The organism is Verrucomicrobiales bacterium (assembly GCA_016793885.1).
Taxonomy (GTDB): Bacteria; Verrucomicrobiota; Verrucomicrobiia; order Limisphaerales; family UBA11320; genus UBA11320.
Genome location: JAEUHE010000197.1, coordinates 38,964 through 59,156, shown reverse-complemented (window position 1 = coordinate 59,156; position 20,193 = coordinate 38,964). Strand labels below are relative to the sequence as shown.

14 protein-coding genes and 1 pseudogene are annotated in these 20,193 nt (G+C 59.4%); 7 read left to right on the top strand and 8 right to left on the bottom strand.

Features of this window, described 5'->3' with window-relative positions; genetic code table 11:
- Positions 1-285: 285 nt before the first annotated feature.
- The 5 genes and pseudogenes from JNN07_22620 to JNN07_22600 form a co-directional block, all read right to left on the bottom strand.
- The gene (locus JNN07_22620) at positions 286-1,917 is read right to left on the bottom strand and encodes a DUF1553 domain-containing protein (protein MBL9170546.1); all 1,632 of its coding nucleotides are present in this window, start codon (positions 1,915-1,917) and stop codon (positions 286-288) included.
- A gap of 9 nt (positions 1,918-1,926) precedes the next feature.
- Positions 1,927-3,057, bottom strand: a pseudogene (locus tag JNN07_22615) (DUF1549 domain-containing protein).
- 116 nt (positions 3,058-3,173) lie between these two features.
- Positions 3,174-4,502: a DUF1501 domain-containing protein gene (locus JNN07_22610; protein MBL9170545.1), complete on the bottom strand. Its 1,329-nt coding sequence runs from the start codon at positions 4,500-4,502 to the stop codon at positions 3,174-3,176.
- Positions 4,503-4,646: 144 nt separating this feature from the next.
- Positions 4,647-6,209, bottom strand: a complete 1,563-nt coding sequence (locus JNN07_22605; protein MBL9170544.1) for an IMP dehydrogenase — start codon at positions 6,207-6,209, stop codon at positions 4,647-4,649.
- Between the two features lie 65 nt (positions 6,210-6,274).
- Positions 6,275-7,174: an MBL fold metallo-hydrolase gene (locus tag JNN07_22600; GenBank protein ID MBL9170543.1), complete on the bottom strand. Its 900-nt coding sequence runs from the start codon at positions 7,172-7,174 to the stop codon at positions 6,275-6,277.
- Between the two features lie 244 nt (positions 7,175-7,418).
- On the opposite strand from JNN07_22600, the gene JNN07_22595 reads away from it, so the two are divergent.
- The 4 genes from JNN07_22595 (at position 7,419) to JNN07_22580 (ending at position 11,244) form a co-directional block, all read left to right on the top strand.
- Positions 7,419-8,105 carry a methyltransferase domain-containing protein gene (locus JNN07_22595; protein ID MBL9170542.1) on the top strand — a complete coding sequence of 229 codons (687 nt, stop codon included), beginning with the start codon at positions 7,419-7,421 and terminating at the stop codon, positions 8,103-8,105.
- A gap of 124 nt (positions 8,106-8,229) precedes the next feature.
- On the top strand, positions 8,230-8,400 hold the full coding sequence (locus tag JNN07_22590) for a hypothetical protein (GenBank protein ID MBL9170541.1): 171 nt from the start codon (positions 8,230-8,232) through the stop codon (positions 8,398-8,400).
- 315 nt (positions 8,401-8,715) lie between these two features.
- Complete coding sequence (dnaA, locus tag JNN07_22585; protein MBL9170540.1) at positions 8,716-10,161, top strand: chromosomal replication initiator protein DnaA; 1,446 nt, start codon at positions 8,716-8,718, stop codon at positions 10,159-10,161.
- Between the two features lie 66 nt (positions 10,162-10,227).
- Positions 10,228-11,244: an ABC transporter ATP-binding protein gene (locus tag JNN07_22580; GenBank protein MBL9170539.1), complete on the top strand. Its 1,017-nt coding sequence runs from the start codon at positions 10,228-10,230 to the stop codon at positions 11,242-11,244.
- 14 nt (positions 11,245-11,258) lie between these two features.
- Here the strand turns inward: JNN07_22580 and purL are convergent, their stop codons facing one another.
- From purL to JNN07_22565, 3 genes are all read right to left on the bottom strand, one after another.
- The gene (gene purL, locus JNN07_22575; GenBank protein ID MBL9170538.1) at positions 11,259-15,170 is read right to left on the bottom strand and encodes a phosphoribosylformylglycinamidine synthase; all 3,912 of its coding nucleotides are present in this window, start codon (positions 15,168-15,170) and stop codon (positions 11,259-11,261) included.
- 467 nt (positions 15,171-15,637) lie between these two features.
- Positions 15,638-16,060: a hypothetical protein gene (locus tag JNN07_22570; protein MBL9170537.1), complete on the bottom strand. Its 423-nt coding sequence runs from the start codon at positions 16,058-16,060 to the stop codon at positions 15,638-15,640.
- Positions 16,057-17,328, bottom strand: coding sequence for a hypothetical protein (locus JNN07_22565; protein ID MBL9170536.1), 1,272 nt, complete (start codon positions 17,326-17,328; stop codon positions 16,057-16,059). Before JNN07_22565 ends, JNN07_22570 begins: the two co-directional genes overlap by 4 nt.
- A gap of 281 nt (positions 17,329-17,609) precedes the next feature.
- On the opposite strand from JNN07_22565, the gene JNN07_22560 reads away from it, so the two are divergent.
- The 3 genes from JNN07_22560 to mqnE are packed head-to-tail and all read left to right on the top strand — an operon-like array spanning position 17,610 to position 20,176.
- Positions 17,610-18,164 (top strand): UbiX family flavin prenyltransferase, encoded by a 555-nt coding sequence (locus JNN07_22560; protein MBL9170535.1) that lies wholly within the window; start codon positions 17,610-17,612, stop codon positions 18,162-18,164.
- A gap of 21 nt (positions 18,165-18,185) precedes the next feature.
- Positions 18,186-19,076, top strand: coding sequence for a 4-hydroxybenzoate octaprenyltransferase (locus tag JNN07_22555; GenBank protein ID MBL9170534.1), 891 nt, complete (start codon positions 18,186-18,188; stop codon positions 19,074-19,076).
- Complete coding sequence (gene mqnE, locus JNN07_22550; GenBank protein ID MBL9170533.1) at positions 19,073-20,176, top strand: aminofutalosine synthase MqnE; 1,104 nt, start codon at positions 19,073-19,075, stop codon at positions 20,174-20,176. The genes JNN07_22555 and mqnE overlap by 4 nt, the downstream gene beginning before the upstream one ends.
- The last annotated feature ends 17 nt before the right edge of the window (positions 20,177-20,193 follow it).

Here is a 20,193-nt window from a genome sequence, read left to right as displayed (position 1 = left end):
CGACTCAAGGAACCTAATCAGTTCGGCATTGCGTTCGCCGACGGGTGACACGCCTTTCAGGGTGCTGTTGAATAGGGGTACGACAGACCGGGGGTGTCGCTGCGCTCCACAACCCGGCCAAACTCTTTGAACCCTGAGGGTTCTCGGCTTCGGCCTCAGGAACTCATGCGAAGAAGTGAGGATCTCCTACAGCTTGTCTAATCCGCATTTTTGAAGGTAAAGATGAGGGCACGACACCGCCTTTCCTTCACTGTAACCCAATCCCAAGCGTACACGCACTGGCCATCACCTCACAAAGGACATATCGGTCGTCATCAGCAGGGCGTGGGTGTATTCCGCCCACTTGGGCAGCGCCTTCGGTTGAGGCTTGGCTTCCGAGAGTCGTTCTCGCAAGCGCTTCTTAAACTGCCCGGCGACCGGAGTCGCTGCGCCTTCGGTGCCCGGCACCCAGTGATCCAAGAACGCTTTGCCCGTGGCCACCTCTTCGGCACTGGGCAGGCGCTGGAACAACAGACGGTAAAGGAACCGGATCCTCCCATCATCGTCGGCCAGACTCACGAAATCAGGGCGCTGAATAATGTCCCGAGCGTGTTCCACCACCAACGGGCTGTTCATGAGGAACAAGGCCTGCTGCGGCACGGCGGTCTCATACCGCTTGCCGCTGCAGATGGACGGATTGGCAAAATCGAACGTGTTGAGCACCTCGAGCAAATCCACGCGATCGATGAATCCGTAGATGCTGCGACGCGGCGCCGTGGATAGCTGAATACCCAAACCTAACCGCTGGGCCGCAGCCGCACCCCGACGGCTCGATTGATGAGTTCCCTCGCTGAGATCCACCGGCTTTCCACCCACCGAAAGGTCGAGCTTGCCGCTCACCTGCAGAATGGCGTCCCGAAGCGGCTCATACTCGAGCCGACGAAGGTTCGCATGCGAAAGCCACCGATTGGCCGGATCCTTCAGCGCCTGCTGCAAGGAAACATCACTGCTCTGTCGATAGGTGCTCGACAGTACGATCTGGCGATGCAACTGCTTAATCGACCATCCCTGCTTCATGAACCGAGCAGCAAGCCAATCCAGCAGTTCTGGATGGCTCGGCGGATTCGACTGATTGCCAAAATCGTCCGGAGTGGTCACGAAGCCCTCTCCAAAGTGATGAAGCCACACCCGATTGACCATCACCCGAGCCGTCAATGGATTGTTCGGACTGGCGATGGCCTGAGCCAGCGGCAGACGCCCGCTGCCTTCCTTGAAGGAGGGCCGAGTCGGCCCCGAGAGTATCTCCAAGAACCGCCGTGGAACCACCTCACCCTTGTTGCCCACTTCGCCACGGAGGAAGATCGGAGAATCCTTGGGATTCTGACCTTCAAGCATCGGCATGGCTCGGGCCGGCGCGCCTGCATGGGTGAGCTCCAGGCGATCGTACTGCTCACGCAATCCCACATAACGAGCGCGTTGCCGGTTGGGAACCACCAGCAGGGCCACGTCGGTGAGCAGACCGTTCAGACGGCTCTGCCAAACCGGATCCGCCTTGGCGAAAACAAAGCCATACAAGGAGGCAACCTCGGCAATCGATTTGGGCGATTGTCCGCGAAACACCTCAACTACCGCTGTGGGCAAGCCGCGGGTGCGTTCATCCTGGCCTAAATTGGACAACAGCCGCCGCGATTGCTCCGGCAAGCGGGCCGGCGGCACCCGCTGCAGGACCTGCCAGAGCCGGAACACCCCGCCCTCGCGCCGCGTCCCCACCCGGATGAGCTGCTGCCAGTTCTTGAGCAGCTCCGGATCAGCCCCGTTCTTGGTGAGATAGGGAGCCTGCTCCCTCACCGGCAAGGTGGTGGCGAACAGATAAACTCCGGCATGATGCCGATAATCCCCAAACGCCGCTGAGACCAGTCCCGTGGACACATTCTCCATGCGCAGCTCGAGTTCCGACCGCTCCTTGAGGTAATCGGCATACGCCGGGGTGTTCGTTTGGGAGCCGCTGAGCAAGGGGGACGAAACAGGTTGAACCGAACTGGCAAAGATCCCGTGCAGAGAATAGTAGTCGGCCTGGGGGATGGGATCGAACCGATGATCATGGCATCGCGCACAGGAAACAGTCAGCCCCAGAAACCCCTTCGTAACGACATCGATTCGGTCATTGATGATGTCGTTTTCGTTGCCATTGTAATGCTCTCCCACCGTCAGAAAACCCATGGCCGCCAAGGCGTGGTTGCCCTTGTTCACCGGGAACTTGTCGCCCGCCAGCTGTTCGAGAATAAATCGATCGTACGGCTTGTCGTCATTGAAAGCCTTGATGACATAATCGCGATAGGTCCAGGCATAAGGATACAACGAGCTCTCGCGCTGCCGACGGAATTGTCCCTTCGTGTCGGAATACCGAGCCACATCCAACCAATGACGCCCCCACCTCTCCCCATAGTGCGGCGAAGCCAACAAGCGATCGACCAGGTCTTCCCACGCCTTCGGTGAAGTATCCTGGACGAAGGCATCCACTTCCTCCGGACTCGGAGGCAGACCGATGAGATCAAAGTATAGACGCCGGATTAGTGTAGACCGATCCGCTTCCGGAGCGTGCGAAAGCCCGACCTCTTCCAGTTTGGACAGGATGAAGGCATCCACTGGAGTGGCGATCCAACCCGGTTCCTTGACGGATGGTATAGCCGGCTCCCGCACCGGCTTGAAGGCCCAATGGGCTTTGGGATCATGACCGCTCGATCGCTCGGTTCGCGAGTCTGGCGCGCCCCGCTGCACCCAGGACACCAGCGTCGCCACCTCAGCCGAAGAAAGCCTCTCTCCCTTGGGCGGCATCTGGAGGTCCGGATCGGCATACCGAACTGCTTTGATCAACAGGCTCTTGTCAGGCTCGCCGGGAACCAACGCCGGGCCGGAGTCGCCCCCTTTCTCCCATCCGCCCTTCCAATCCAACTCCAACCCTGCTTTGACCTTGCCTTGAGCGGTGCTGTGACACGAATAGCAACGACGCTCCAGAAGCGGTCGAACCTGCGCCTCAAAGAAAGCCCAATCAGCAGCCCCCGGCGTAGCCCCACCCATCGGCCGCACCAACCCGGCAGCCACCGCCAAACCCAGCAACCCCAGGCGCCATCCGCTCACTTCACGCAACTTCTTCATAGTCGTCAGTTCTGGAGGAGCAAGTCCCCCCCTTAAAGTTAGCTGAGAATGGACTGCACCAGCTTGCCGTAGTTGTCCGTCAGCCGAAAGTCTCGGCCGTTGTAGCGATAGGTGAGCTTCTCATGGTTCATTCCGAGAAGATGAAGAAACGTGGCATGCAAGTCGTGAATGTGAACCGGATCCTGAACGGCTTTCGCGCCAAATTCATCGGTGGCACCATGAACCACCCCGCCCTTGACCCCTCCGCCCGCCAGCCAAACGCTGAACGCCTTGTTGTTATGATCGCGTCCGGGATCATCTCCCCCGTTGCGGTCCCGAGTCGCGGTGCGTCCAAACTCACCGCCCCACAGCACCAAAGTGCTGTCCAACAACCCGCGCTGAGCCAGGTCGGTCAGCAGAGCGGCCGCCGGCTGGTCGATTTCCCGAGCCGATTGAGGAAGCTTGGTTTCGAGATCGTCGTGATGGTCCCATCCACCCGCCCATACCTGCACAAACCTCACCCCACGCTCGACCAAGCGCCGAGCGATCAGCAACTGGCGTCCTTGCGTCGAGTTTCCGTACAGCGCTCGCGTCTCAGCGCTCTCCTTCCCGATATCGAACGCATCCGAAGCCTCCATCTGCATGCGATAGGCCATCTCAAAAGCCGCGATCCGGGCATCGAGCTGCGGATCCGGACGAACCTGCGACTGAGACCGCGACGAGTGATTGAGCTTTTGGACCAAGTCCAACTGACGACGCTGCTGGGCCTGAGTCAAATACGGATTGCGAATGTTCTGGAGCATCCCCTCCACGCTCTCGGCCTTGGTATTAATGCTGGTCGCTTGAAAATTTCCCGGCAGGAAGGCGGAGCCCCAGTTCTGCACGCCCCCGGGCGGAAGCCCCCCCGGCCGCAGGGCAATGTACCCCGGCATGTTCTGATTCTCACTGCCCAAACCGTACAGCACCCAGGAGCCGATGCTGGGCTTGATCATGCGCAGCGACCCGGTGTTCATCATCAAGGTGGCCACATCGTGAGCGGGGATGTCCGTGTGCATCGAACGGATGATCGCCAGCTTGTCCACATGCTCAGCCAGCTGGGAAAACACGTCGCTCACCTCAATGCCAGACCGTCCATGCTTGCGAAAACGAAACGGCGAAGGCATGGCCACCCCGTTCATGCCCGGCAATGTTTCATCCTCGTGCTTCGCCAGCTCGGGCTTGGGATCCCAAGTGTCCATCTGGGAAGGAGCCCCTTGGGCGAAGATATGAATGACTCGCTTCGCCTTGGCCGCCAAGCGGCTGCCCGCAGGTGGCTCAGGACTACCAGCGGCCCTACCCTCCTGTTCGGATGCCAACAAGCCAGCCAACCCCAGAAAACCGAAGCCCATGGCGGTGCGTTGGAGAAAGTGTCTCCGATCGAGACATTCCGCAGTTGAGAAGCCCATCCCGGCCGACTGAGTGTGCTGATTCTTCATAGCGAACCTACACCCTTATTGACGGCAGAAATCGCCAGGAGGTAACAAAGGAAGTCGTCAGCCTCCCGTCTTTACTTCCACCACATCGTGCGGCGAGGCTTCTCTCTGTCCAGCAGGGCTGACACGGATGTATCGGGCCTTGGATCGCAGCTGCGTCAGATCGGCCGCGCCCAGATAGCCCATGCCGGATTGGATCCCGCCGATCAACTGGGTCAGGATGGTGTCCACGGAAGCCGAGACTTCTTTCAACGCCTCGACGCCTTCGGCCGCCACCTTGCGGGTATTGTCTTTGGAATGCCCATACCGGGCCGCCGATCCCGCGCTCATGGCAGCCAGGCTGCCCATCCCCCGATACTGCTTATACAGCTTGTTCCCAATTTCAAGAATCTGACCCGGTGCCTCCGGACACCCGGCAAACAGTCCGCCGCAGAGCACCCCATTGGCCAAAGTCAAAGCCTTGACGATATCCCCCGACTTGGTGATCCCGCCGTCGGCCAAAATCGTCACGCGCTTCTTCTGCGCCGCCTGCGAGCACACATAGAGCGCCGTCAGCTGAGGAATCCCCACTCCCGCAACAATGCGGGTGGTGCAGATGGATCCAGGACCTTGTCCCACTTTAATACAGTTGGCCCCCGCATCCGCCAGAAACTCTACTCCCGAGGCACTCGTCACATTCCCCGCGATGATCGGCAGCTTCGGGAAAGCCTCCCGGATCATCCGGACAGTATCGCCGACGCCTTTGCTGAAACCATGAGCGGTCGAGACCGCCACCACATCGACACCCCGCTCCACCAACCCCTCGACATGACGAAGGATGCGTTCGCGGTCCAATTCACCGAAAGCATTCCGGGTCGCCGAAACGGCCGCGCCGCAAACCAGCCGAAATTGGCTGTCGCGGGCTGGCTTAAACTGAGCCTTCTTTTCCTGGGTGATCCGCTCGATGTCGCTCATCGTGAACAAGCCATGCAGATGATCCGCATTGTCCACCACCAATAGCTTGTGAATCCCCGGATGGTCGCTGAAGAAACGATCAGCGCGCGCGATCGGGTCGTTGCCCAACTCCTTTTTGTTGATCGTATGGATCTGGCTCCGCTCCGTCAGCGCCTCGCCGACCTTGCGCTTGGCATAACGGGGTTTGACCACATGCCCGGGCAACAGTCCCAACAGCTTCCCGCTCTCGTCCACCACGGGAAACGTGCCGAAAGCGAACTTTCGCTTCTCGATCATGTCCAACACCTCACCAATCAGCTGATCGGGAGAGACCTTGATCGGCTCCTGGATCAAGCCGTGAACGTGGTTCTTGACGCGGCTGACCTCCGAGAGCTGATCCCGCTCCGGCATGTTGTAGTGGAGAAGGCCCAAGGCGCCGTTTAGCGCCATCGCGATCGCCATCCGTGACTCGGTGACCGTGTCCATGTCCGCCGAAACGATCGGCACATTCAGTCGCAAGGACTCACTGAGGGCGGTATCAAGCTGCGTGTCACGAGGGAGAACCTCGGAGTAGAGGGTCGCCAAGGTCACATCGTCGTAGGTCAATCCCACGTTGCGATGCGCCCCAAAGAAGGCCTCGGCCGGCTGATAAAACTGATCGTCAATGGCGGAAGTTTTCCGTGCTGCCATGGCCCATCTTGACCGGGTATGTTCTCGGCTGGCAAGCGGAACCTATCGGAAAGGAAAGCCGAAGGCTAACACGCGGCTCGGAGCACGACTGTTGCCCCTTCACGGGCCGCCTCTACGTGCAAGGAAGACCCCAACGACCGAGCGATCTCCCGGGCTCGCCGCAGCCGCTGCGCGATGATGCGGTCGCCATGGTCCGGATCGTGGTGAAACAGTTGCAGCTGCTTGACCCGGGCTCGACAGGCCAAGGCCACCATGTCCTCCAAACACCCATGCCCCCACCCCGCATGCCGAGGATACTCGCTGATGTCGTACTGGGAGTCCAGAATCAGCAAATCCACGCCGCGCACAAACGACTTCAAATCCCGGTCCAAAAGTACAGGACGCGGTTGGCGGGGCAGCCGCTTGGAAAGCTCACAATCGGGAAGGTACGCCACCGAGGCGCCGGGCGCGGACAACCGATAACCCAGGCATCCATCGGGGTGGTTCACCCGTATCGGAGTGACTTGGAAGGCGCCAATCTTGAAGGACCGCGACTCCGCCTCACAAAAGGTGGGACAGCTCGGCAGTCGACGCAAATCCACCGGAAACCAAGGAGACTGCATTTGACGATGGAACGCCGCGCGGAGCGACATTCGTCCGACGGCGGGGCCAAACACGCGAATCCGGTTTCCCGGCTCATACAGCGGCTGGAAGAAGGGAAAGCCCTGAATGTGATCCCAATGCAGGTGGCTCAGCAGAACATCAAGCTCCATCGGCGCCGACCCATACTCCGACAGCAACGCCGCCCCTAAAGCCCGAATCCCAGTCCCCGCATCCAGAACCAACAACTGAGATCCATACCGAATCTCCACACAGGACGTGTTTCCACCAAAGCGTGTGGTGCTTTTGCCGGGAACAGGAATGGAGCCGCGGACCCCCCAAAAACGGACATCGAGGCTTCGCAACGACCGGTCGGACGGTTTCATTTGAGCACGTTTCAAGCGTCTGGAACCATTTAACGCCAAGATGCGTCGGGGGGGAACCGGAAAAATTCAACAAAGAGAAGTTGGCTTGCTCCAGGGGCTTCTGCTATTAAACTGGGATCAACGCAACCAACTTCAGCGAATCAACGAGGCTTGGACTGCCAACAATTGCGATGGACACTCACACGCCAAATGTATTCACTCCGCGGGAATGTTATGGCAAAGTGCCGTCGAAGCATGATCGAAAATGGGACTCCCCTGGCTTAAGGCATTGACCGTTTTCGGTCAGGAGCTGGTATCAAACCCGCGACCTATCGGGGCGGCGTGCCCTAGCTCCCCCGGGCTGGCTCGCCGTGTGGCCCGCATGGTAGGTCATACTCGCGGCAATTACATTCTGGAGATTGGCGCCGGCACCGGAGCCATCACCGCCGCGCTCCTGCGCGACTGCGTGCCCGCTGACCGCCTCATTGCCGTGGAGCGCTCCAGTTCCATGGTCAATCTCCTGAGGCAGCGTTTCGAGAAGGTTCGCATTATCGAAGGCGATGCGTGTGACCTGGTCGATACGCTCCACAGACAGGATATTGACCTGCGATCCATCACGCACGTCGTTTCCAGCCTCCCGCTGCGCTCGCTGCCGGCCGATCAGGTGGCCAAAATCACCAGCCAATTCCTCAAGATCCTCTCTCACGGATCCCACCTGGTCCAATACACGTATAACCTGCGCCACGGCAGCGGCAACGTGTTTGGACAGTTTAGACGCCGCTCTTCCTCGGTAGTGTGGCTCAACCTGCCACCCGCACGGGTTGAACTCTTCTCCGCTGTCGGCGCCGGCCAAAGCCTGGAATCTCAGGACACCTTCGATCGACTCCCTTCTGAGAATCCCTTCCGCATGGCCCCAGGAACCAAACGCGCCAACGCCTCCCCGAGGAGTTAGAGCCGCCGCCGCGAGACTGGACAAGCCGCGGCGAAAGCCTCCATCGAAGCCGCCCCGGTGGACTTCCCACGCCGAATCTCGCGATCCGTGGTTGCCATTCCCGTGGTCAGACTCCCCCTCCGACATGACGATTCGCTGGCTGAAATCGGACGTGACACGCAGATTTTTCCAAAGCTTCACCGCGGAGCATTTTTCAGCAATGTGTCCAGCAGAAAAAAATCTCAAACGCACTTTTCTAAAACCGCTCAAAAATCAGCGTTTTTTGGGGCTTTTTGGGGTTGTGAATAACTGGTGAAAAACTCCTAAAACATTGTCCTAGTCACTCCGGTTTTCATCCACTACAACCGCTCCGCGTCACTTGATCCAACTGTTGTGCAGATCGTTTTCGTCGACGGAACGTGCCGCTCAGAAAAGCAACTTAAACAGCTGATTATCAATGCAGTCCGAGATCCTCATTCAAGAAACAGCCTCGATTTACGGGAGATTCATCGAGTTTGTTTGGATCCCTCGGCTGCCTCTGGCTCGGAGAATTCCCACGTCGGCTGGCGCTGTGTCGGTGCCAGTGAATAAGATTTGAGCAACCGTCTTTAGGATTTTGGAATTGGGGAACATGGAAAACGTCGCCGAACAGCTCTGGAGTGCCGCTCAACAAACGCTCCGTTCTTTACTCAATCAGGACATCTATAATCTGTGGTTTGGCCCCATCAAGGCCATCTCCCTGGAGAAAGGTACCATCCTGCTGGAGGTGCCCAATGATTTCTGCGAGGTATGGTTGAAGGACAACTACGCGGGCTTGCTGCGGGATGCGCTGGGCCAGGCATCAGGCTCCCAGGTCGCCATCCAGTTCCGCGCCTCAAACGCGGATCTTAAAGGAACCGTCGCTAACAAAGCCGCCGCCGCCGAGAAGCGGGAACCCGCCGCCGCACCCGCTCCATCGATTAAGGAGGGCGCGTCCCCGGTCGAAAACAGCTTCAATCCGCGGAACACGTTCGAGAACTTCGTCGTGGGAGACAATAACACGTTCGCGCATGCTGCCGCGATGGCCGTCGCTCAAGCGCCCGGCAAGACGTACAATCCTTTGTTCCTCTACGGTGGCGTTGGTTTGGGAAAAACCCATCTGCTCCACGCCATCGGCTTGCACGTGGCCGATCGCAAAAAGGGCGCCAAGGTCACCTACGTCTCCGCGGAGCGCTTCACCAACGAGTTCATCGATGCCATTCAAAACGGCCAGCTGGTTCGTTTCCGCCGTCGCTACCGTAAATGCGAGGTCCTGCTGATCGACGACATTCAGTTCCTCTCCGGCAAGGAGCGCATCCAAGAAGAGTTCTTCCACACCTTCAATGCGCTGCACGAAGAGCATCACCAAATCGTTCTGACCTGCGACCGCCCTGCCAATGAGATTCAGGGCCTTGAACAACGTCTTGTCTCCCGTTTCGAATGGGGTCTGGTCACCGACATGCAGCCGCCCGATGTCGAGACCCGCATGGCGATTCTGCGGAAAAAGGAAAAACTCATGGGCACCGAGTTGCCCCCCGAAATCGTACAGTTCATCGCCGAACGAGTGCGCTCCAACATCCGACGTCTCGAAGGCGCCTTCATCCGGGTCTCCTCCTACTTCTCGCTGACCCGCAAGCCGGTCACGACCGCGGTGGTGGAAGAGCTCCTGCGCGACATTCTCCACGAGGAAAACCGATCCTCGATCACTATCGAGATGATCCAAAAAACGGTGGCGGATCACTACGATATCCGGGTCTCCGACCTGACCGGCAAACGTCGCCCCGGAAACATCGCGTTTCCTCGGCAAGTGGCCATGTATCTGGCCCGCCAGCTCACCGACAGCTCGCTGAATACCATTGGCGAGGCTTTCGGCGGACGCGACCACGGAACCGTGCTCCACGCCGTGCGTCAGGTGCGCGATCGCATGTCGGTGGAACCCAATGTCCGCCAGGCCGTGGGCTATATCGAAAATCAGCTCATGCGGGTGAACACCCGTCACGTAGCCGCCGCCCCGACGCGTCACACGCAGCCCGCGCCAACCTCGGCCACCACGACCTGACACTTGACCTGAGTTATCAAACCAGGCTCGCCCGTTCACGAGCTCAACAGAAGCTGATGCGGCGTTGTGAAAGCCTCGGCTGATCCAGTCCCAGTCATCCGGGCCGAAGGCCTGACCAAGGCCTTTCGGACCTACAAGAAGGCTCCCGGATTCAAGGGAGCCATTCGAGGTTTGTTTCATCGGGAATACGAGCAAACCGTGGCGGTCGACAGCATCAACTTTACCATCGCAGAAGGGGAACTAGTCGGCTTCCTCGGCCCGAATGGGGCCGGAAAAACCACAACCCTCAAGATGCTGGCCGGTCTTCTGCACCCATCCGCCGGCGAAGCCTCCGTGCTGGGATTCCGCCCCTGGGAGCGCGCCGACGGATACCGCCGCCAGTTCTCCCTCCTGCTGGGCCAGAAGAATCAACTGTGGTGGGACCTGCCGGCTCGGGAATCGCTCGATCTCAACGCCCGAATCTACGGTATCGCCCCTGCGCAGGCGCAACGCACCATCGACGAGCTTACCGCCCTGCTGGACGTGCGCGACAAGCTGGACGTCATGGTCCGAGAGCTGTCGCTCGGTGAGCGCATGAAGATGGAACTCATCGCCGCCCTGCTCCACCAACCGAAGGTGCTCTTCTTGGACGAACCCACCATCGGACTCGACGTGGTTTCTCAAAAGACCGTCCGCGAGTTCCTCCGCCATCACAATCAGGAGCGCAAGACCACCATCATTCTCACCAGCCACTACATGGCCGATATCCAGGAGCTGTGCCGCCGGGTGATCATCATCGACCACGGAGTGATTTTCTTCGACGGCCAACTGGCTGAAATCGTGGACCGGTTTGCCGATTTCAAACTCATCACGATCCAGTGCCCCAGCGCCGACCAGGTAGCCAGCGAAACCCTGGCACGCCAGGGGGAGGTGGTGGAGAAAACACTGAGCACGATTCGACTCAAGGTGAAACGTGACCGCGTGATCTCGGCATGCAAAGCCTTGCTGGAGGAAGTTCCTGTCACCGACATCGACATCCAGGAGGTCCCCATCGAGGATGTCATTCGCGAGCTGTTCAAGCGCAAGGATCCGGCGGCCAGCTAGTGTGAGCCACCACGCTAGCCGACCCACTTCCTGGCGTTTCGGAAGAGGCGCATCCACGGGCTGTCAGCCGACAAATCACCGTTCGTCCAACTCATCTGGATGTTTCGAAAGACTCGCTCCGGATGTGGCATCAGGACCGTGAACCGGCCATCGACCGTGGTCACTGAGGTTAAACCGCCAGGGCTGCCGTTCGGATTCAAGGGATACTGCTCTGTCGGATTCCCAAAATGGTCCACAAACCGCAGTGCGCGCTGCACCCGGGTCGGATCTCCGCGTTGCGAGAAATCTGCATACCCCTCCCCGTGCGATACCGCGATCGGGATCCTGCTCCCGGCCATGCCCTGGAAGAAGATCGAAGGGCTGTCCATGACCTCAACCTGGCTGAGCCGGGCTTCAAATTGCTCGCTTCGATTGCGGGTGAACTTGGGCCAATGCTCCGCCCCCGGAATCATCGGGGAGAGCGCCGCCATCATCTGGCACCCGTTGCAAACTCCCAGAGCGAAGGTGTCGGACCGACCGAAGAACGCCTTGAACTGATCTGCCAGCACCGCATTGAACATGATCGACCGCGCCCAACCTTCTCCGGCGCCCAACGTGTCGCCATACGTGAAGCCGCCACAGGCGACAAACCCTCGAAATGCCTCCAGGCGAACTCGGCCTGACTGAAGATCCGTCATGTGCACATCAAACGTGTCAAACCCCGCCTTCGCCATGGCATAACTCATCTCGACCTGGCTATTCACCCCTTGCTCGCGCAGGATGGCGACCTTCGGACGAGTGGACTTCACATAAGGTGCAGCCACGTCCTCAGCGGGATCGAAGGTCAAGTGCACCGTCAAACCAGGATCCTTCGCCACCCCCTTCGACTGATGCTCGGAATCGGCACCCGTCGGATTGTCCCGCAGCCGCGAAATCCGCCAGCTCACTTCATCCCAGGCTTGATGCAACTCGCGCAACTCGGCCGCGAACACCACTTTCCCCTGGACGCACACCTCCGCACGCTCCGACAAACCCGGCGTGCCCACCAGATGAGTGCACTCTCCCAGACCATGCTGGCCCAGGCTACGGATAACATCCTCCAGTGCCGTTGTCTCCACCTGGAGAACAACCCCCAACTCTTCATTGAAGAGGGCGGCCAGCACATCCTGGACATCGAAAGATTGAGCCGCAGTGGAGCTCGAAAGGAGAGAATCCAGGATCAACTGAAACCCACAGTTTCCAGCAAAAGCCATTTCACACACCGCCGCCCATAACCCGCCATCGCTACGATCATGATAGGCTAGGATCCTTCCCTCGTTCCGCAACGCATTCACGGCGTCGACCAAGGACTTGAGTTGGGCCGGGCGGTCCAGGTCAGGCACCTGGTCCCCAAACTGCCCACTGGCTTGAGCCAGGATGGATCCCCCCAGTCGATTCCTGCCGTTCCCTAAATCCACCAGCACGAGGCGGGTGCCAGTTCCCGATTTCAGCTGAGGGGTCAGGACGCCTCGCACGTCCGCCAGCGTCACGAAGGCCGACACGATCAAGCTCACGGGAGCGACCACCTGCTTTCCGACGCCCTCAGCACTCCAACGGGTGCGCATCGACAGACTGTCCTTGCCGACCGGCACACTAATCCCCAATGCAGGACACAGCTCCATGCCTACCGCCTTCACGGTGTCATAAAGCGCCGCGTCCTCGCCGTTCTCCCCGCAGGCAGCCATCCAGTTGCAGCTCAGCTTGACGCGGCCGAGTTCGAGGGGAGCGGCCAGCAAGTTGGTGATCGATTCCCCCACCGCCATCCGGCCCGAGGCAGGAGCATCTAGCACCGCCAGCGGGGTTCTCTCACCCATGCTCATCGCTTCGCCTCGAAAGCCGTCATAGTCCGCCAGGGTGACCGCGCAATCCGCCACCGGCACCTGCCAGGGTCCCACCATCTGATCGCGGCAACTCAGCCCGCCAACCGTCCGATCGCCAATGGTAATGAGGAACCGCTTACTCGCCACCGTGGGATGCCGCAGGACATCCCAGGCAATCCGACTCAAAGGGATTTTGGAAAGATCCAAAACGGGGAGAGTTCGCTTCAATCGCTTCACGTCGCGAGTCATCTTGGGAGGCTTGCCGAGCAAGATCTCCATCGGCATGTCGATCGATCGCTCTCCACCCGCCCCATTCTCCAACACCAGATCCTTCGCGGCGGTCGTCACTCCGACCACTGAGAACGGGCATCGTTCCCGCTCGCACAGTTGCCGAAACACCTGCAGCTGCTCGGGAGAGACGGCGAGCACGTAACGCTCCTGGCTCTCGTTGCACCAAATCTCCTTCGGGGCCAGACCGCTCTCCTCCAAAGGCACCTTGCTTAGATCAAACCGCGCGCCCAGACCGGCTCCATCAACCAGCTCCGGAAACGCGTTCGAGATGCCCCCCGCCCCGACATCATGGATGGCGAGGATCGGATTGAGTTTCCCCAGCGCCGCGCACTGGCCAATCACTTCCTGCGCCCGACGTTGAATCTCGGGATTTCCGCGTTGGACCGAATCAAAATCCAGCTCCGCCGCGTTCGCCCCCGCCGCCATAGAACTGGCCGCCCCGCCTCCCATGCCAATCCGCATGCCGGGACCACCCAGCTGCACGAGCAGGGTCCCGACGGGAAATTCCACCTTCTGGGTCTGGCTCGCCGAGATGGTCCCCACTCCGCCGGCTATCATGATCGGCTTGTGGTAGCCGCGACGCTGGCCATCTACCGTCTGCTCATACACTCGAAAATAACCCGCCAAATTCGGCCGGCCAAATTCGTTGTTAAACGCCGCTCCACCCAATGGCCCGTCGATCATGATCTGGAGGGGGCTGGCAATGTGCTCCGGCTTCCCGTAAGGGCTCGCCTCCCAGGGCTCCTGAGTCCCCGGCAGGTTCAGGTTGGAGACCGTAAAGCCAGTCAGTCCAGCCTTGGGACGCGACCCACGTCCGGTGGCCCCTTCGTCCCGAATCTCACCCCCAGCCCCAGTCGCTGCACCCGGAAACGGGGAAATAGCCGTGGGATGATTGTGCGTCTCCACCTTCATCAGGTTGTGCACCAGCTCGCGCTGCGCCTGGTATTGGAGCGCTCCCTGATGCAGTTGCGGCAGCCAGCGCTCCACCTCCCCGCCTTCCATCACCGACGCATTGTCCTTGTAAGCGATGATGGTATAGCCGGGGGTGACTTCATGCGTATGACGAATCATCTGGAACATCGAGCGATCCTGCAGCACGCCATCGATGACAAACTGGGCGTTGAAGATCTTGTGCCGACAATGCTCGCTATTGGCCTGCGCAAACATCGTCAGTTCGACGTCCGTGGGATTCCGCTTCAGCCCGCGGAAGGACTGCACAAGATAGTCAATTTCGTCCTCGCTCAGCGCGAGGCCAAAACTTCGATTAGCCTCCTCCAATGCCAGTCGGCCTCGCCCGAGGACATCGACGTGCTCCATCGGAACTCCCTGCCGATCCTGGAAAAGCAGCGACACATCCTCGCGACGGTTGAGCACGCTCTCCGTCATCCGGTCATGGAGCAACGCCGCAGCGCGCTGAAGCTCAGCCACGGTCAACGGTGACGCTCCGGGCCTGAGAGTGAGCCGATACTCCGTCACCCGTTCGACTCGCTTGAGAGCCAGTCCGCAATTGTGGGCAATGTCCGTGGCCTTGGAAGCCCAAGGAGAAACCGTGCCCACTCGCGGAGAAATCACCATCAATTGCCCTTCGCTGGCTCCTTGATAGGGATCCCCGTAATTCAGGAGTCGCTTTAGCCTGGCCAACTCCTCGCCCTCGAGCGGTGTTGCGCTAAGCACGCAATGCACAAATCGTGCGTGAATACCGGCTACCCCGGAATGAACGGCTTGGAGCGAAGGCAACAAAGCTTGGGCCCGGAACTCAGACAGAGCGTTCCCGCCCTCAATGACAATTAAATGCATGGATGATCCGGATCGCACCCCGCGACGGTTAACTCGCCCGCTTGCCGCAGGAATGCAATCACTTGGGCATTTTGAGGATCAGACCCGGCTCTGATCAATAGGGATTATTCTGCGCCAGATGAAATTCAGCCAATCTCGCAAGCCCCACCCAGAAAACAACGGAACCAACTCGAGGATAACAGGTTCGAAGGAACAGCTCAGCCTTTCACAAAGGAAGGCCGCGACAACCTCCAAGGAAGAGTTTTGTCCACGGAACACACAGAACACACGGATTAAGAGTCCTGAAGGGATCGGACCCTTCTCACGACGGCTCCTACTATCGGATAGTGACGTGCCATCGCGCCGACGGCGCTCGCCGCTAGCAGGCCGTCGGACTTAGCCTGTCGCGACGCTTCCTACGTCATTCTTGAGCACAAATGAGGTTCAAAGCCGGACTCACGTCCGGGCGGGACAAGTCCGACAGGCTGCTAGGGCGTTTCATAGAATCGAATGTAGGTCCCGATCTGGACCAACCGTCCATCCTCAAACTCAAACTCCTGAAACCACACCGGATACCGTGCTCGATATCCCATCCAGCGATCTCCGGACATAAAGGACGGGCTCATCTGCCACTGTCCTCTGCCATCCACAGAAAGGTAAGTGACCTGACCCTCGCCATCGAAGGAACGCAAATGGGTGGACTCACCCAACTCCCGATAGCGCTGGAACAACTCCCGTTTGGACATCCCAATCCGAAACCCGTAAGCCTCACCCGTCCGCGTGATGCGCCATCCTCCCCAAAGCTGCTGACAGAGGATCAATCCGATGCCGAAACACAGGCCGATGCTCACCACGACGGCTACCGACCGAATCAACAGGCGCAGGAGGTGCAGGCGAGGGGTCGAATTCATGGGAAAGGCAGCGGGGAGAACGGAAGGCCGGGAGTCAACGGAGCTAGCCAGTTCTCTCGCGCCGCGGGATGTTGCGCCGCCGGATCGGACTGAAAGTAGTGATTAGGAATGCGATTCCGACGCAGTGGATCGTATCCGGAGAAGTTCGGCCATGGATGCCCCCCCACCGCCTCCAACAGCGAGGAGACCCACGAATTGCTGTTCCATTGACGCCGCGACCAGGGGCTGAGCCCCCCGCCAAACGGCGGATACTCAATCGGTGCCACCGCTTGATGGCTTCGGTAGTGCTGCATCGCCTTCAACAACCGAAGAATAAACTCGGTGTCGCCCAGCCCAGCCGGAGGAGAGATATCATGCGCTTCCACATCAAAATCACTCCGATAAAGGGGCACCGAACGAGTGCGGTCCAGGAGTTCGACCGCTGCCAACTCATCAGCACGCTCCAACCATTGGACCGTAAGCCTTCCCCCGACACTATGCCCCCCGGCGGTGACCGCCCATTTTCCACCGATCCATCGGAAAGCGATACCCATCTCCCGCAACAAAGCCGCACCCGATCCGGCGCCCACGAAGTCCTCCGGATGGTCCGGAACCAAAATCAAGAATTGATGAGTCCCCCAAGGCATTCCATCCAGGTCTCGGGCAGCGTGCATGACGACCAAGCCCGAGGGATCAAGATGGTTGATGGGATCGCCGTGCGCGTACAGATATCGATGTCGGCTGACGGGCGTGGAGGGCTCCCCCTCGAAAGGATCCTGCGACGTGAAGCGGCCGGAATGCGGATCATAGGCCCGAGCTCTCAAATCGTAGAGACCGGTGGCAACATCGAAGAACTCCCCCCCATACCCAGGTCGCTCTGGTGACGAGTCAGTGATGGTAGCTGTGATACGATTGCCAAACGCGTCGAAAGGGGCCGTATCGCTCCAGCCGGGCGCGGGGCTGCTCAACGTTGAGCGCACCGACGACAAGGCATCCCCGATCAGGTAATCCGTCGTCATTGCCCCAGAGGAGGGCCAGTTTAAATGAGCAATCGGCTTTCGCCCCCACAAAAGCAGGTGCAGGTCTCCGTCCGTGAGTTCAGCCCAGCGCTGCGCCACGCCGGTTGTTGGATTGGCTCCAATCAGTATTCGGGAAGTGTTGGTGATCGATGCTCCGCTGCTGGGATCCACTCTCACCTCTCTCCGGCCTACTCGCTGCCCATCCGCGTCGAGCAGATACGCGACCTCCGATACTGGAGACGCGCCGGTGGAGAAAACGAGACAGACCAAGGAGAGCGGCCGAGCTAAACGTCTCCGCCAGCAACCAACTCCTCTGCTTCCACGTGGGAAATTCTCCATAGGACTCCTATCCTCCTCGCGTCCTCCCGATTCACAATCCCAGGTATTAGGGATAAGCGATAGAAAGCGCGCCTGGGATGCCCTAGTTTTGGGGGATGTTGAAAAAGTTATCCACCTCTCCCCCCTGTTGCCGCACCCCACGTCCCCCTTGCCCCCCACCCGAGTGTTCGCCATATTAAGCGCCTGACGACGATGATCGGGTATACCCAGCAATGAGAATCTTGATCGCCATTACCGGCGCGAGCGGATCACTGTACGCACAACGGCTTTTGGACCAACTGGATCCAGCCGAGCATGAAGTGCATCTGATCCTCAGTTCTTATGCCCAGCAGGTCATTCATACCGAGTTACCGGAGGGACTGAAGTTACGTCCCGGCACGACTCAGCACAGTCTCCGAACCATGAATGCCCCATTCGCCAGCGGCTCCAATGCCTTCGATGCGATGGTGGTGATTCCCTGCAGCATGGGAACCCTCGGACGGATCGCCCATGGAATCAGCTCCGATCTGCTCCTACGTGCCGCCGATGTCATGCTCAAGGAACGCAAGAAGGTCATCCTCGTTCCTCGCGAGACTCCCATCAGTCTGATCCATGTGAAAAACTTCGAACTCCTCTTGCTCGCCGGAGCCATCCTGATCCCAGCCAACCCGTCGTTCTATTCCCTGCCCAAGACCTTGGCGGATGTTGCCGACACGGTCGTGGCGCGCGTCCTGGATCATCTGGGAATCTCCCAAACCCTCGTGCCGCGCTGGCAGGAGGAAGAATAAAGGCCCAAGGTAACGCACCCTATGAGTCTTTGGTCGCACCTCCGTCGTTGGGCTGAATTCGTCAAGATCAGCCACACTGTTTTCGCGCTTCCGTTTGCCCTCGCCTCTATGGCTATCGCCGCCCGCGAAAATCGCGGGTGGCCCGGCTGGAGGTTGTTCGCGCTGATCGTCGCCGCCATGTTCCTGGCCCGAACCTGCGCCATGACGTTCAACCGAATCGTGGATCGGAAGTATGATGCTCTCAACCCACGCACTGCTCGACGTCACCTTCCAGCGGGAGAGATCTCACTGGTCAGCGCCTGGACGCTCTGGATCCTAAGCGCGGCGGGGTTCGTGTGGGTCTCCGCCCTGATTAACTCACTCTGCCTTTACCTCTCCCCCGTGGCTTTGTTTGTGGTCTGCTTCTACTCCCTCACGAAACGGTTTACCAGCTACACCCATGTGTTCTTGGGTATCGCGTTGGCACTCGCGCCCGTGGGGGCCTGGGTCGCGGTCACGGGGTCCTTCTCCTGGCAGCCCATCTACCTGGCGGTAGCCGTCGTGTTCTGGCTCATTGGATTCGACATCATTTACGCCATCCAAGACTACGATTTCGACCGCAAGAACCACCTCAATTCTTTGGTGGTGGCCTGGGGCCCGAAAAACGCCCTCATGGGAGCCTTCCTGGCACACATGATCATGTGGATCCTCCTGGCCGCGTTCGGACTGTTCGTGCGCTTCCGTCTGCCCTACTTCGTAGGCATGGGGGTCATCCTGCTCTGCCTGCTGATGGAGCACTGGCTGGCCCGCCGACGGAGCCTGAACTGGGTGAATACAGCCTTCTTCAAACTCAATGCGGTCATCAGCGCGGTCTTCCTGGCGGTGACCGTGGCCGAGGTGGTCTTTACTGACTTTTTCCGAGTGCGACGATGAACTTACTGATCCAACGCAGCGATCTGGGCCCCATTTATGATCGAGTGGCCGCCGGCGAGCGGATTACCGACGGCGACGCCCTGCAGCTCTTCCGTACCACTGACCTCAATGCGCTGGGCTCCATTGCGGATCTGGTCCGCCAACGGAAAGTAGGCAATCAGGCCAGTTATATCCTCAACCGATACATCAATTACTCCAACTATTGCATTCTCAGTTGCCAGTTCTGTGCGTTCTCCAAAAAGAAGCGGGACGCCGACGGCTTCGAGCTGAGTGTGGAGCAGATCGTCCAAAAAGCCCGCGAAGCGCTGTCGATTGGCATTACCGAACTCCATATCGTGGGAGGGCTCCATCCCTCCCTGCCCTTCGATTACTACCTCTGCATGTTGCGCGAACTCAAAGCGCTGGACGCCAAGCTGCAGCTCAAGTGCTTTACTGCGATCGAAATCCTCCATCTGGCCTGGCTCGCTCGCCTCAGCACTCGCGACACTCTAATCCGCCTCAAAGAAGCTGGCCTGGATTCCCTGACCGGTGGGGGAGCAGAAATCTTTCGTCCCGCGATCCGATCCGCCATCGCCAAAGGCAAGGAGTCCGCCGCCGAGTATCTCGACGTGCATCGCACCTGGCACCAACTCGGAGGACGAAGCACCTGCACCATGCTCTACGGCCACGTCGAGTCGCTCGAGGACCGGGTCGATCACCTGCGGCAACTGCGGGCGCTCCAAGATGAAACTCACGGGTTCACGGGCTTCATCCCCCTGGCCTATCAGCCCGATAACAATGACATCCCGGTCAAACATCCCCCCACGGGGTTCGACTCGCTGCGGACCATTGCCGTGAGCCGCATTTACCTGGATAACTTCGATCACCTGACCGCCTACTGGGTGGGGCTGGGAATGAAGCTCGCCCAGGTGGCGCTGAGCTATGGGGCGGACGATCTGCACGGGACCATCGTCGAAGAGCACATCTTCCATATGGCGGGGGCCAAGGTGCCCCAGCTGCAAACGGAGGCCGACATGATCAAGGCGATCCGCGAGGCCGGCCGCGATCCGGTGCAGCGAAACACGTTCTACGAACCCATCGCAGCACCTCAGCCCCGCTAAGTGATCTTGGCACTGCA

Coding starts and splice junctions, on each gene's coding strand:
- mqnE (MBL9170533.1), top strand. CDS start 19,073: ATGAACTTACTGATCCAACGCAGCGATCTGGGCCCCATTTATGATCGA.
- JNN07_22555 (MBL9170534.1), top strand. CDS start 18,186: ATGAGTCTTTGGTCGCACCTCCGTCGTTGGGCTGAATTCGTCAAGATC.
- JNN07_22560 (MBL9170535.1), top strand. CDS start 17,610: ATGAGAATCTTGATCGCCATTACCGGCGCGAGCGGATCACTGTACGCA.
- JNN07_22595 (MBL9170542.1), top strand. CDS start 7,419: ATGGGACTCCCCTGGCTTAAGGCATTGACCGTTTTCGGTCAGGAGCTG.
- dnaA (MBL9170540.1), top strand. CDS start 8,716: ATGGAAAACGTCGCCGAACAGCTCTGGAGTGCCGCTCAACAAACGCTC.
- JNN07_22570 (MBL9170537.1), bottom strand. CDS start 16,060: ATGAATTCGACCCCTCGCCTGCACCTCCTGCGCCTGTTGATTCGGTCG.
- JNN07_22600 (MBL9170543.1), bottom strand. CDS start 7,174: ATGAAACCGTCCGACCGGTCGTTGCGAAGCCTCGATGTCCGTTTTTGG.
- JNN07_22620 (MBL9170546.1), bottom strand. CDS start 1,917: ATGGAGAATGTGTCCACGGGACTGGTCTCAGCGGCGTTTGGGGATTAT.
- JNN07_22610 (MBL9170545.1), bottom strand. CDS start 4,502: ATGGGCTTCGGTTTTCTGGGGTTGGCTGGCTTGTTGGCATCCGAACAG.
- JNN07_22590 (MBL9170541.1), top strand. CDS start 8,230: ATGACGATTCGCTGGCTGAAATCGGACGTGACACGCAGATTTTTCCAA.
- JNN07_22605 (MBL9170544.1), bottom strand. CDS start 6,209: ATGGCAGCACGGAAAACTTCCGCCATTGACGATCAGTTTTATCAGCCG.
- purL (MBL9170538.1), bottom strand. CDS start 15,170: ATGCATTTAATTGTCATTGAGGGCGGGAACGCTCTGTCTGAGTTCCGG.